The sequence below is a fragment of the Paenibacillus sp. FSL R5-0701 genome (assembly GCF_037973995.1).
Taxonomy (GTDB): Bacteria; Bacillota; Bacilli; order Paenibacillales; family Paenibacillaceae; genus Paenibacillus.
Genome location: NZ_CP150230.1, coordinates 6,237,119 through 6,249,553 on the forward strand (window position 1 = coordinate 6,237,119; position 12,435 = coordinate 6,249,553).

Sequence of the window (12,435 nt, forward strand, 5' to 3'; positions counted from 1 at the left end):
GCCGAAGCCGGAGAAAGACGCGAGCCTGATGAAAAACGCCGGTCATCATGCGCTCGAAGCGGTTTATTCCGCTCCGACCTCTGTACCCTCAAGGTTGAGGCTGAGCTTATCGCTCGCAGCGTCATCTTCATCGTCCATTTCTCTCATTTCAATCTCTTGCTCATCTTCGCTCAAAATCTTAACGTCCATACCCAAGCTTTGCAGCTCTTTAATCAATACTTTGAATGATTCAGGAACGCCTGGTTCCGGAACATTTTCACCTTTGACAATGGATTCATACGTTTTAACCCGACCAACAACGTCATCGGATTTAACAGTCAAGATTTCTTGCAGTGTATAAGCTGCACCGTATGCCTCAAGCGCCCATACTTCCATCTCCCCGAAACGCTGTCCACCAAATTGGGCTTTACCACCCAATGGCTGTTGCGTAACAAGTGAGTAAGGACCTGTGGAACGGGCATGGATTTTATCATCAACCATGTGTGCCAATTTGATCATGTGCATGACACCTACGGTAACTTCACGTTCAAATTCTTCTCCTGTACGACCATCATACAGGACAGTTTTACCATTACGTTGCATACCTGCTTCTTCCATCGTATCGAAGACGTCATACTCCTTCGCTCCGTCGAATACAGGAGTTGCTACGTGAATACCCAGTTGCATCGCGGCCATACCCAAGTGAACTTCGAGTACTTGACCGATATTCATCCGGGAAGGTACGCCCAGTGGGTTAAGAACGATCTGAACCGGTGTACCGTCTGGCAGGAAAGGCATATCTTCTTCCGGCAAGATGCGGGCCACGACCCCTTTGTTACCGTGACGTCCGGCCATTTTATCACCCTCGGAAATTTTCCGTTTTTGAGCGATATATACACGAACGAGTTGGTTAACACCTGGAGGCAGCTCATCACCGTTTTCACGGGTAAATACTTTCACGTCTACTACGATACCGTCAGTACCATGTGGTACACGCAAGGAAGTATCACGTACTTCACGTGCTTTCTCACCAAAGATCGCATGCAAGAGACGTTCTTCTGCTGTCAGCTCTGTTACACCCTTAGGTGTTACTTTACCAACCAGAATGTCGCCAGCACTGATCTCAGCACCGATGCGGATAATACCGCGCTCATCCAAGTTACGCAACGCTTCTTCCCCAACGTTAGGGATGTCACGTGTGATCTCTTCAGGTCCGAGCTTGGTATCACGTGCTTCTGACTCATACTCCTCGATATGGATGGATGTGTATACATCTTCCTTAACGAGTTTTTCACTGAGCAAGATCGCATCCTCGTAGTTGTAACCTTCCCAAGTCATGAAGGCAACAACAACGTTACGCCCCAGAGCCAATTCACCCATTTCCGTTGAAGGACCATCAGCGAGGATATCGCCAGCTTTGACAGCAGCACCTCTTTTGACAATCGGACGCTGGTTAATGCATGTTCCTTGGTTCGAACGCATAAATTTGTGTAATTTATATTTAACGATATCGCCTTTAACTTCCTGACCGTCCACTTCTTCAACACGACGGACCCAAATCTCGTTCGCAGAAGAACGTTCAATAATTCCGTCATAATCGGAGACAATACATACACCAGAATCTTTTGCAGCTTTGTGCTCCATGCCTGTTCCTACAAGTGGTGCTTTAGGAATCAAGAGTGGAACCGCCTGCCGCTGCATGTTAGATCCCATGAGTGCACGGTTGGAGTCATCGTTCTCAAGGAACGGGATCAGCGCTGTAGCGACGGATACAACCTGTTTAGGCGATACGTCCATGTAGTCAACTCGCTCACTCGGCATCGTAAGGATGTTATCCGACTGTTTGTTGTAACGTACAATGATCGCTTCTTCTTCAAATGTACCGTCTTCGTTCAACTTCGCATTCGCTTGCGCGATAACATAGTTGTCCTCTTCATCCGCTGTCAGGTAATCAATTTGCTCGGTTACAATACCTGTCTTCGGATCAACCCAACGATATGGAGCTTCAATGAAGCCATATTCATTCACACGAGCGAACGTAGACAAGGAGTTGATCAAACCGATGTTTGGTCCCTCTGGCGTCTCGATTGGACACATACGGCCATAGTGGGATGGATGGACGTCACGCACTTCCATACCTGCGCGCTCACGCGTCAAACCACCGGGTCCGAGTGCGGACAAACGACGTTTATGTGTCAACTCACCCAGCGGGTTCGTTTGATCCATAAACTGTGACAACTGAGAGCTACCAAAGAACTCTTTAATGGATGCAATAACAGGACGTATGTTAATCAAAGCCTGTGGTGTAATTACGTTAGCATCCTGAATGGACATTCTCTCACGAACCACACGCTCCATACGGGACAAACCGATACGGAACTGGTTCTGCAGGAGTTCACCCACCGAACGCAAACGACGGTTACCCAGATGATCGATATCATCCGTGCTACCAATTCCCTGTAGAAGGTTAAGGAAATAACTGATGGACGAAATAATATCCGCCGGTGTCACGTTTTTAACGGACTTGTCAATGTTTGCATTGGCAATCAGTTTGACCACTTTACCATCTTCAGTTGGTGAGAACACATCAATCGTTTGCATAGGGATATCATTGGCATCCAAAACGCCGTTACCCACGTGATACGTGCGGAATCCAACGCTCTTCTCAAGATACGGCATGATTTCATCCAACAAGCGACGATCCACCATTTGACCTGCTTCAGCAATAATCTCGCCTGTTTCAGCGTCAACAAGTGATTCAGCCAAACGCTGGTTAAACAAACGGTTTTTGATGTGCAGCTTTTTATTCATTTTGTAACGACCTACATTAGCCAGGTCATAACGTTTTGGATCAAAGAAACGTGCTACGAGCAAGCTTTTCGCATTATCCAGCGTTGGCGGCTCGCCCGGACGAAGACGCTCATAGATCTCAATGAGTGCTTTCTCCGTGGAATCCGTGTTGTCTTTGTCCAGTGTGTTGCGGATATATTCGTCATTACCGAGCAGATCCAGAATCTCAGCATCTGTGCCAAAACCAAGTGAACGCAGGAGAACCGTAACCGGTATTTTACGTGTACGGTCGATCCGGACGTAAACAACATCCTTCGCGTCCATCTCCAGTTCCAACCAAGCGCCGCGGTTAGGAATAACTGTAGCGGTATACGTTTTTTTGGCGTTTTTATCTACTTTGGTACTGAAGTAAACGCTAGGAGAGCGAACCAACTGGCTGACAATAACCCGTTCCGCACCATTAATAATAAATGTGCCCGTGTTGGTCATCAGCGGGAAATCTCCCATGAATACTTCCTGCTCTTTGACTTCGCCGGTTTCCTTATTAATGAGCCGGACTTTGACCCGAAGCGGTGCTGCATACGTAACGTCACGCTCTTTCGCGTCGTCTACTGTATACTTCGGTTCACCGAGACTGTAATCGATAAATTCCAAAATCAAGTTACCTGTAAAATCCTGGATCGGCGAGATATCCTGGAACATTTCGCGCAACCCTTCCTCCAAAAACCAATCATAGGATTTTTGTTGGATTTCAATCAGGTTCGGAACTTCGAGTATCTCGTTAATTCGTGCATAACTGCGCCGAGTGCGTCGACCATATTGAACAAGATGTCCTGCCAACTTAAACTCACCCCTCAATGTCTACTCACTTTAAAAATTTCGTTGCGAACCTCTGTTTGTAACCTTATAATGGTACACATACAGAGCAAAGCAATGCATCCACAAATAAAGAAAAGCCCTTACTCGAAATGTCGTTCGAAAAAAGAGCAACTTTGATCGGCGGATGTCTTTCCAAATCATTCTTATCCCCAGTTTGCCCAAAATGTACATATTATACGCCAAACGTAGGCATAATAAGCCCGTTCGGCGTAAAAAAAGGTTGACATTTTTAGTTAGCTAAAGCCAAGTAGGGCATCTTAATACTGACATTTTACAACTATACCACGACCTGAATTTCAAGTCAATAGTCCTATTGCAAAAAAAATGATCCCCTGCTTACTTTACAAACTCAGATTCAGCTTTTGGTAGATACCTATTCCGATTTCACCGCTTTGAAAATCCGATAGCCTTTATCCTTCGTCACTTCTTCCACTCTTCCAAACAAAGATTCCAATTTCGCTTTCGCTGACGGGGCTCCTTGTTTCTTCTGAATGACAATCCACAACGAACCGCCTACCTTCAGATGGCGATGTGCCTGGTCGAAAATAGTATGAACCGTATCTTTCCCAGCCCGTATAGGCGGATTGGTTAGGATAACGTCAAAATCTTGCTTTTTCACTTCAGCCAGTAGATTACTTTGCAATACCGTAACATTGTTAATTCCGTTCGCTTTTGCATTTTCCCTGGAAAGTTCAACGGCTCTCTCGTTGATATCGATCATGGTGACATGCCCATCCGGTACAAGTTTGGCTGCTGTAAGACCCATTGGCCCGTATCCACAGCCCACATCGAGAACATGAGCCCCTGATGGCAACTCTATCGCATCAATCAATACTCTGCTGCCATAATCGATTCCGTTTTTGGAAAATACACCGGCATCCGTCACGAATCGCAGACTGAACCCGCGAAGAACCGCTTCAGTTGCTCTGCGATCATGCGCCACTTGCGGTTTGTCCGAATAATAATGATTGGACATGCCCTCACTCACTTTCCATTTACAATTACAGCAACAAACCCCTTGATATAAGTCAAGGGGTTTGTTGTTTTGTTCATTTAGCTTGTAATAGCTAAATTATTTAACTTCAACTGAAGCGCCTGCTTCTTCAAGCTTAGCTTTAACCGCTTCTGCTTCTTCTTTAGCAACTTTTTCTTTCAATGCTTTTGGAGCGTTGTCAACCAATTCTTTTGCTTCTTTCAGGCCAAGACCTGTGATTTCGCGAACTGCTTTGATAACGTTGATTTTGGAAGCACCAGCGCTAGTCAAGATTACGTCGAACTCGGATTGCTCAGCTTCAGCAGAAGCTACCGCACCTGCAGCAGCTACTGGAGCTGCAGCAGTTACGCCGAATTCTTCTTCGATTGCTTTAACAAGATCGTTCAATTCCAGTACAGTCATGCCTTTGATTGCTTCCAAGATTTGCTCTTTACTCATGAGTGAACCTCCATATATAATATTATTTTTTTTAATTCATTTGCCGCCTAAGCAGCATTCAGATCAAGTTGCTTACGCGCCTTGTTCTTCTTTTTCTGCAACTGCTTTAACCGCAAGCGCGAAGTTGCGCACTGGCGCTTGAAGCACGCTGAGGAGCATGGAGAGGAGTCCATCGCGGGATGGCAGTTCTGCCAATGCCTTAACTTCTTCTACTCCGATTACGCGACCTTCTACGACTGCACCTTTCAATTCCAATGCATCGTTCTTTTTCGCGAAGTCGTTCAGAATTTTAGCTGGAGCCACAACGTCATCTACGCTGAATGCAATTGCAGTAGGACCTGTAAGAACACTATCGAGTTCTGTCAGTTCTGCTGCTGCAGCTGCACGGCGAAGCAACGAGTTTTTCAGCACTTGGAATTCGATCCCTGCTTCACGAAGTTGCTTACGCAACTCAGTTACTTGGGCAACGTTCAATCCGCGATAGTCAACAACAACAGTTGTAACGCTCTCGCGCAATTTTGCTGTTACTGCATCAACGGATTCTTGTTTTGCTTGAATCACTTTTGCGTTTGCCAATCTGTACACCTCCTGATCAAATTTATCCCATTAAGAAAAGCCTCCGTAGAATCACGAAGGCTTGATATATACTCATCATCGATTTGCATCGTTCTAAGTTCTATAATCACACCTCGGCAGGAAATTAAGCCAAATGGCACCTACTGTCTACGGCAAGCATATTCAAATGTCAACGGTCAGTCACTCGGACTCACAACTTTTATATCTTATCAAAAACAGGGCAAGCCTGTCAAGAGATATTATCTAAAAGCTGCTGCGTTCACGCGTGCGCCAGGGCCCATCGTGGAAGAAAGACTAACATTCTTCAGATAAACACCTTTTGCTGCCGCTGGTTTAGCACGATTCAGAGCTTCCATGAGAGCTTTGAAGTTCTCATTAAGTTGCTCAGAAGAGAAAGAAGCTTTACCAATCGGTGCATGAATTTGACCTGCACGATCCAGACGATATTCGATTTTACCGGCTTTAATTTCTTGAACAGCCTTAGTTACATCGAAAGTTACCGTTCCGGCTTTAGGGTTAGGCATCAGACCTTTACCGCCGAGCAGTCGGCCCAATTTACCTACTTCACTCATCATATCTGGTGTCGCTACGCAGACGTCGAATTCGAACCAGCCTTGTTGGATTTTGTTGATCATGTCTGCATCACCAACATAGTCCGCGCCAGCCGCTTCCGCTTCTTTCGCTTTGTCACCTTTTGCAAATACCAATACGCGTTGTGTTTTACCTGTGCCGTGTGGCAAGACAACAACACCACGTACAGCCTGGTCTTGCTTACGAGGGTCTACACCCAAACGAACTGCTGCTTCGATTGTTTCATCGAATTTTGCAGTAGCTGCCTTTTTCACAAGCTCTACAGCTTCTGAAGGCTCGTAAGTTGCTTCGCTGTCAATCAGCTTAGCAGCTTCCAGGTATTTTTTACCGTGTTTAGCCATGTTTTATTCCTCCTTTGTGGTGTTAGCGGATATACCTCCCACATCAACCGGTCGCGAATCGACCGGTTTTACGAAGCCATGTTTCTTATGAAAATTAGTCTTCGATGGTGATACCCATGCTGCGGGCAGTACCTTCGACCATACGCATAGCGGACTCAACGTCTGCTGCATTCAGGTCAGGCATTTTTGTTTCTGCGATTTGACGTACCGCATCACGTTTAACAGTAGCAACTTTTTTCTTGTTCGGTTCGCCGGATCCTTTTTCAACTTTAGCTGCCACTTTCAACAGAACTGCTGCTGGTGGAGTTTTAGTGATGAAAGTAAAGGAACGGTCCTCGAATACAGAAATTTCAACTGGAATAATCAATCCCGCTTGATCAGCTGTACGAGCGTTGAATTCTTTACAGAATGCCATGATGTTGACACCTGCTTGACCCAAAGCTGGACCTACTGGTGGTGCTGGGTTTGCTTTACCTGCTGGAATCTGCAGTTTTACCATTTTAATAACTTTTTTCGCCATGATTGACACCTCCTTGCAAAATAGTGGTTAACGGGTTTTTCAACCCTCCCACAAGAAACTTGAAGAAACTATATCTTCTCCACTTGCGTATATTCCAACTCAAGCGGCGTTTCCCGTCCAAACATGTTCACGTGCACTTTCAACTTGCTTTTGTCTACCAAAATTTCTTCCACGGAGCCTACGAAATTCGCAAAAGGACCGACTTTAATACGTACGGATTCCTTAATATCGAACTCAATTTTCGGCTTAGGCTCAACCATACCCATGTGCTTCAGAATTTGTTCCACTTCTTCAGGCAACAATGCAGTTGGTTTGGACCCAGAACCTGTCGAACCGACAAATCCTGTAACACCTGGTGTGTTGCGAACAACATACCAAGAATCATCCGTCTGTACCATTTCCACCAAGACATAACCGGGATAAACTTTACGCATAACGGTCTTTTTCTTACCGTCCTTGTTTACCACTTCTTCTTCCATAGGAACAAGAACGCGGAATATCTTGTCTTCCATGCCCATAGACTCTACGCGTTTTTCCAAATTGGCTTTGACCTTGTTCTCATACCCTGAATAAGTATGAACGACGTACCATCTTTTTTCCATATCAAGCCACCGGAACCCTTCTTAAATAATCGCTTCGATCACAAAGGAGATGCCAATGTCAATGACCCAAAAAAACAGCGTCATAACCACAACAGTACCAAGTACGATCAATGTGTAGTTGGTCAGCTCTTTACGATTAGGCCAGCGAACTTTTTTAAGTTCAGCCCAGCTTTCTGAGAAAAAGGAAATCAGAGATTTGAAACTTCGTTTCACGCCGACACCTCCAAAAACTATCTGGTTTCGCGATGAGAAGTCTGCTCGTTACAAAACTTGCAAAATTTCTTCATCTCCATGCGGTCGGGGTGATTACGCTTGTTTTTTGTCGTAGTGTAATTTCTTTGTTTGCAGTTAGTACAAGCCAAAGTAATAATTACCCGCATGATGTACACCTCCCGAAGACTTCCACATTCAAGCAGAGTCTCTAAATTGATCCTGAAAAAAAGCCATAAATTTAGGCCTACCTAAAACACTTTATCACAAGGGTATAACCATGTCAATGAAAGAATAGCCTTTCATTCATTGGGTATTACTTCCGTACAACGTACATTCGTTTCTCATCTCTGTTTTTCTCTTCTCCTGCATGGACCGAGCGATTACTAGTATAAACATTCTTAGATTTTATAAACTTGAGACACTAAAAAAAGACTCAAACACCGAGCCTTTTCCGTCAACGACAACATGTGTTTAATTATCTCGAACTTCCAGGTACTTTTCAAGTTTGCGCTTGACGCGCTGAAGTGCATTATCAATGGACTTCACATGTCTGTCCAAATCTACTGCAATCTCTTGATAAGATCTCCCGTCCAGATACAACATCAATACTTTACGTTCCAGATCACTCAGAATCTCGGACATTTTATCTTCCAGGCCCACAAACTCTTCCTGATTAATGATAAGTTCTTCTGGATCACTGACCTGGGTTCCACAAATCACATCGAGTAACGTACGATCAGACTCTTCGTCATAAATAGGCTTGTCCAGAGATACATAAGAATTAAGTGGAATATGTTTCTGACGTGTTGCTGTCTTAATCGCCGTGATGATCTGTCTTGTAATACACAGTTCGGCAAAAGCCTTGAACGAAGCCAGCTTGTCCCCTTTGAAATCTCGAATGGATTTGTAGAGGCCAATCATTCCTTCTTGAATAATATCTTCCCGGTCTGCCCCAATCAGAAAATAAGATCTTGCCTTGGCGCGTACAAAGTTACGATATTTGTTAATCAAAAACTCTAACGCTTCGCTTTCGCCTTCACGGAAAGCTTCGACAATGTCTTCGTCACTTTGGTAATCATACTTGGATAACATGATATCTTTGAGGTCGACACTCACAGACAATCCCTCCGGCTGCAACGCAAGGTACCCCGTTACTCTACTCTATGAAATATAGGATCAGTATATATGATGGTACCTCACACCGTCAACCACGCTCTGCCTAAAAAAGAACATCAATAACATAAATGTCAAGAGTTTCAATATTCTAAAATTTGTAAAAACGTGCTGTTATTCCCGGCGCCATCGCTCAAACTCTTTTAATACATCCGGACTCAACTTGCCCCCGAGTGTGTTACGCGTGGTCTTCGCCTGATCTTCTTCCAGTCGTTTTTTTAATTCTTTTTCGTTCTGCTCAACTTCAATTAGCAACTCCCTCGCAGATACACGTAGCGCTCCCTGTCCAAATATGACATGTTGCTCTACCATATCGCTCGTAGCCACATAGATTTGGCGTCTTCGCATGCTTAGTTCCCGAACGAGTCTCTCAATGCATTCGTCTGCCGTCTCTTTTTCCTTTGTAAAATAGATCTGCACTTTGCTCTGAGTAAAGGATTTACCGAGTCCAGGCACGAGGTAGGCGTCAAACACAACAATGACTCGACGGCCGGAGAAAGCCTGGTAATCTGCAAGACGAAAGAGAAGCCTGTTTCGCGCCTCTTCCAGCCCACTTTCCGCCAGTTTGGTTAATTCCGGCCAGTCGCCAATCATGTTGTACCCGTCTACAAGAAGCACATCACGGGAATCAGCCATACCTTCTATTCCTGCGCTTGACGCGAACGGAGCACTTCATACATGACAACCCCGGCTGCCACGGAAGCATTCAGGGAATTAATCTGACCTTGCATTGGTAATTTGATCAGCACGTCGCATTTCTCACGAATAAGTCGTCCCATTCCCTTGTTCTCATTTCCGATTACCAATGCCACAGGGCCAGTAAAGACTCCATTACCAAAGACACCTTCATGAGCCGTGACATCTGTCCCTACAACCCATACACCTTCCTCTTTGAGGCGATCGATGGTCTGTCCAAGATTACTTACACGAGCCACTGGCACGTACTCCACAGCGCCTGCTGATGTTTTGGATACTGTCACGGTTACCGCAGCCGAGCGACGTTTGGGTACAATGACGCCATGCGCACCCGTGCAGTCCGCTGTCCGCAAAATGGACCCCAGGTTATGCGGATCTTCAATCTCATCCAGCAGAATCAGGAAAGGATGCTCATTCTTCGCTTTTGCTGCGGCAAGAATGTCTTCTACCTCCACATAAGCGTAAGGTGCTGCTTGAGCAACTACCCCCTGATGCTGAATGCCTGGTACCGTTTGATCCAGCTTACGCTTGTCCACGTGTTGAATGACAATACCTAGTTTTTTAGCTTCCGAGATAATAGGTTGAGTCAGATGTTTCTGTGCTGTATCGGCAATCCATATTTTATTAATGGTCCGGCCTGAACGCAGCGCCTCCGTCACGGAGTGTTTACCGGCGATCCATTCTTCTTCCATCGTTGTTCGATCCTCTCTGTAATGCGTTGTTTTGTTGAAATTTCTATTTTTTTGTCGGCGATGGCGATTGTTGTTCCGCGTGCGCAATGCCATGCCCGATCAGTTCAATCATGCGATCATGATGACCACTGCTATAGAGGTAACCAATGAGACATTCAAAAGCCGTGGCATGTCTGTACTCCAACACATCTGCATTTTTGGGTACACTACCCGACTTGGCATTCCGCCCTTGCCGGACGATATCCCGTTCTTCCTCTGTCAGTTCAGCCTCTATCGTTGTAAGTATGCGGCTCTGTGCCTTCGCTGATACCAACCCGGTTGCACTACGGTGCAAATGATTGGGACGCATGTTGGCCTTCGACAACAGATATTGACGAACAGCTACCTCATATACCGCATCACCAATATAGGCCAGTGCAATAGGTGGAATCAACCTCGCAGGTCTGGAAGGAGGATACGGAAACCATCCTCCTTCTGTGGCCTGCTCCTGTTGTTTTGGTGTATTTGGATGTCCTTCGCTCATTTGCGCCGCCATCTCATGCCCTGCGCCGTATCTTCAAGCAGAATGCCACGTGCAGACAATTCATCGCGAATCTCATCCGCTCTTGCCCAGTTTTTGGACTTGCGCGCTTCTACACGCTCTTCAATCAGACGTTCTACTTCCTCGTCCAGAAGTTCTGGCTCTGCGTCAGTATAAATGCGCAGTACAGCATTCAATTCACTGAACAACTCGAGGAGTGCGCGAATGTCAGCCGCATTAACTACGTCTTGCTGCAACAGTTGGTTGGCTTCCCCTGCCCACTCAAACATAGCAGTAATTGCATCAGGCGTATTGAAATCATCCTGCATCTTCTCGTGATACTGCTGACGAATTTGGTCGAGTCTTGCCGCAAACTCTGCTGTGATATCCTGATCAACAGTTACTGCATTCAGACGATGATTCAGGTTACCTACCGCATTCGCAATCCGGTCCACACTGTTCTGTGCCTGCTCCATCGTATCATCCGTGAAGTTCAATGGGTTGCGATAGTGGGTAGACAACATGAAATAACGAATCGCTTCGCGTTTATATTGATTCCGCAAGTCTTTAACCAGAACACCATTACCGAGTGATTTTGACATCTTCTCGTTATCAATCCGGATGAATCCATTATGCATCCAGTAGTTCGCAAGTGGTTTACCTGTTAATACCTCGGATTGGGCGCATTCGCACTCATGGTGCGGGAACTGCAAATCCTGTCCACCCCCGTGAATGTCCAGTGTATCCCCAAGGTACTCCCTAGCCATGGCGGAGCACTCAATATGCCAGCCTGGTCGACCATCCCCCCAAGGACTGGACCAATAGATCTCACCTGGTTTGGCAGCCTTCCAGAGCACAAAATCTTCGGGATGCTCTTTGCGCTCATCCACACCCACACGGATTCCAAATTGCAGTTCCTGCAGGTTCTGTTTCGAAAGTTTGCCATATTCGCTGAATTTGCCTGTCCGATAATAGACGTCACCGCCATTTTCATACGCAAATCCTTTTTCAACCAGCTCACGGATAAAATCAATGATCAGCGGCATGTTTTCCGTTACTCTCGGATTGCTGCTCGCCTTGGGAATACCCAATCCCTCAAGGTCTTCATAATAGGCAGCAATAAATTTCTCAGCTACATGAGGAACGTCTGTTCCAAGTTGTTCTGCTTTGCGAATCAGCTTATCATCCACATCCGTGAAGTTCACCACATAGTTCACATCATGTCCTGTCTGTTCCAGGTATCCTCGAACTGTGTCGAAAAAGATAACCGGGCGTGCATTCCCGATATGAATGTAGTCATATACCGTTGGTCCGCAGACATACATTTTTACTTTCCCTGGCTCTTGGGGAACAAATTCCTCTTTGGTACGACTCATCGTATTATAAATCTGAAGCGTCATGGTCACTTATCCTTTCATCCTATACTGCCTT

At 45.7% G+C, this 12,435-nt stretch carries 14 protein-coding genes and 1 other annotated feature; all 14 genes read right to left on the minus strand.

Annotated elements, in window-relative coordinates:
* Positions 1-63 precede the first annotated feature (63 nt).
* Complete coding sequence (rpoB, locus tag MKZ13_RS27550; protein ID WP_091020534.1) at positions 64-3,609, minus strand: DNA-directed RNA polymerase subunit beta; 3,546 nt, start codon at positions 3,607-3,609, stop codon at positions 64-66.
* Between the two features lie 412 nt (positions 3,610-4,021).
* On the minus strand, positions 4,022-4,624 hold the full coding sequence (locus MKZ13_RS27555; protein ID WP_237178600.1) for a class I SAM-dependent methyltransferase: 603 nt from the start codon (positions 4,622-4,624) through the stop codon (positions 4,022-4,024).
* A 96-nt stretch (positions 4,625-4,720) separates the two neighbouring features.
* Positions 4,721-5,080 (minus strand): 50S ribosomal protein L7/L12, encoded by a 360-nt coding sequence (gene rplL / locus MKZ13_RS27560; protein WP_017692065.1) that lies wholly within the window; start codon positions 5,078-5,080, stop codon positions 4,721-4,723.
* Positions 5,081-5,152: 72 nt separating this feature from the next.
* Positions 5,153-5,656: a 50S ribosomal protein L10 gene (gene rplJ / locus MKZ13_RS27565; RefSeq protein ID WP_017692064.1), complete on the minus strand. Its 504-nt coding sequence runs from the start codon at positions 5,654-5,656 to the stop codon at positions 5,153-5,155.
* A gap of 23 nt (positions 5,657-5,679) precedes the next feature.
* Positions 5,680-5,827: a sequence feature (ribosomal protein L10 leader region), on the minus strand.
* 68 nt (positions 5,828-5,895) lie between these two features.
* Positions 5,896-6,588 (minus strand): 50S ribosomal protein L1, encoded by a 693-nt coding sequence (gene rplA, locus MKZ13_RS27570; protein WP_017692063.1) that lies wholly within the window; start codon positions 6,586-6,588, stop codon positions 5,896-5,898.
* Positions 6,589-6,682: 94 nt separating this feature from the next.
* On the minus strand, positions 6,683-7,108 hold the full coding sequence (gene rplK, locus MKZ13_RS27575; protein ID WP_017692062.1) for a 50S ribosomal protein L11: 426 nt from the start codon (positions 7,106-7,108) through the stop codon (positions 6,683-6,685).
* A gap of 68 nt (positions 7,109-7,176) precedes the next feature.
* A complete protein-coding gene (nusG, locus tag MKZ13_RS27580; RefSeq protein ID WP_024633599.1) occupies positions 7,177-7,710 on the minus strand; it encodes a transcription termination/antitermination protein NusG in 534 nt (177 codons plus the stop codon).
* A 21-nt stretch (positions 7,711-7,731) separates the two neighbouring features.
* Complete coding sequence (gene secE / locus MKZ13_RS27585) at positions 7,732-7,923, minus strand: preprotein translocase subunit SecE (RefSeq protein ID WP_017692060.1); 192 nt, start codon at positions 7,921-7,923, stop codon at positions 7,732-7,734.
* Positions 7,924-7,940: 17 nt separating this feature from the next.
* The gene (gene rpmG / locus MKZ13_RS27590; protein WP_072735843.1) at positions 7,941-8,090 is read right to left on the minus strand and encodes a 50S ribosomal protein L33; all 150 of its coding nucleotides are present in this window, start codon (positions 8,088-8,090) and stop codon (positions 7,941-7,943) included.
* Positions 8,091-8,394: 304 nt separating this feature from the next.
* Complete coding sequence (gene sigH / locus MKZ13_RS27595) at positions 8,395-9,039, minus strand: RNA polymerase sporulation sigma factor SigH (RefSeq protein ID WP_017692059.1); 645 nt, start codon at positions 9,037-9,039, stop codon at positions 8,395-8,397.
* A 171-nt stretch (positions 9,040-9,210) separates the two neighbouring features.
* On the minus strand, positions 9,211-9,732 hold the full coding sequence (locus MKZ13_RS27600) for an NYN domain-containing protein (protein ID WP_036607162.1): 522 nt from the start codon (positions 9,730-9,732) through the stop codon (positions 9,211-9,213).
* A gap of 5 nt (positions 9,733-9,737) precedes the next feature.
* Positions 9,738-10,484 (minus strand): 23S rRNA (guanosine(2251)-2'-O)-methyltransferase RlmB, encoded by a 747-nt coding sequence (rlmB, locus tag MKZ13_RS27605; RefSeq protein ID WP_017692057.1) that lies wholly within the window; start codon positions 10,482-10,484, stop codon positions 9,738-9,740.
* A 43-nt stretch (positions 10,485-10,527) separates the two neighbouring features.
* On the minus strand, positions 10,528-11,007 hold the full coding sequence (locus MKZ13_RS27610) for a ribonuclease III domain-containing protein (protein WP_339179717.1): 480 nt from the start codon (positions 11,005-11,007) through the stop codon (positions 10,528-10,530).
* Complete coding sequence (gene cysS, locus MKZ13_RS27615; protein ID WP_339179719.1) at positions 11,004-12,404, minus strand: cysteine--tRNA ligase; 1,401 nt, start codon at positions 12,402-12,404, stop codon at positions 11,004-11,006. The genes MKZ13_RS27610 and cysS overlap by 4 nt, the downstream gene beginning before the upstream one ends.
* Positions 12,405-12,435 lie beyond the last annotated feature (31 nt).

What these genes read in the sequence shown, in the direction of transcription:
- MKZ13_RS27555 (WP_237178600.1), bottom strand. Translation starts at nt 4,624, where the DNA reads ATGTCCAATCATTATTATTCGGACAAACCGCAAGTGGCGCATGATCGC.
- rplL (WP_017692065.1), bottom strand. Translation starts at nt 5,080, where the DNA reads ATGAGTAAAGAGCAAATCTTGGAAGCAATCAAAGGCATGACTGTACTG.
- rplA (WP_017692063.1), bottom strand. Translation starts at nt 6,588, where the DNA reads ATGGCTAAACACGGTAAAAAATACCTGGAAGCTGCTAAGCTGATTGAC.
- rplK (WP_017692062.1), bottom strand. Translation starts at nt 7,108, where the DNA reads ATGGCGAAAAAAGTTATTAAAATGGTAAAACTGCAGATTCCAGCAGGT.
- nusG (WP_024633599.1), bottom strand. Translation starts at nt 7,710, where the DNA reads ATGGAAAAAAGATGGTACGTCGTTCATACTTATTCAGGGTATGAGAAC.
- rpmG (WP_072735843.1), bottom strand. Translation starts at nt 8,090, where the DNA reads ATGCGGGTAATTATTACTTTGGCTTGTACTAACTGCAAACAAAGAAAT.
- MKZ13_RS27600 (WP_036607162.1), bottom strand. Translation starts at nt 9,732, where the DNA reads ATGGCTGATTCCCGTGATGTGCTTCTTGTAGACGGGTACAACATGATT.
- rlmB (WP_017692057.1), bottom strand. Translation starts at nt 10,484, where the DNA reads ATGGAAGAAGAATGGATCGCCGGTAAACACTCCGTGACGGAGGCGCTG.
- MKZ13_RS27610 (WP_339179717.1), bottom strand. Translation starts at nt 11,007, where the DNA reads ATGAGCGAAGGACATCCAAATACACCAAAACAACAGGAGCAGGCCACA.
- cysS (WP_339179719.1), bottom strand. Translation starts at nt 12,404, where the DNA reads ATGACGCTTCAGATTTATAATACGATGAGTCGTACCAAAGAGGAATTT.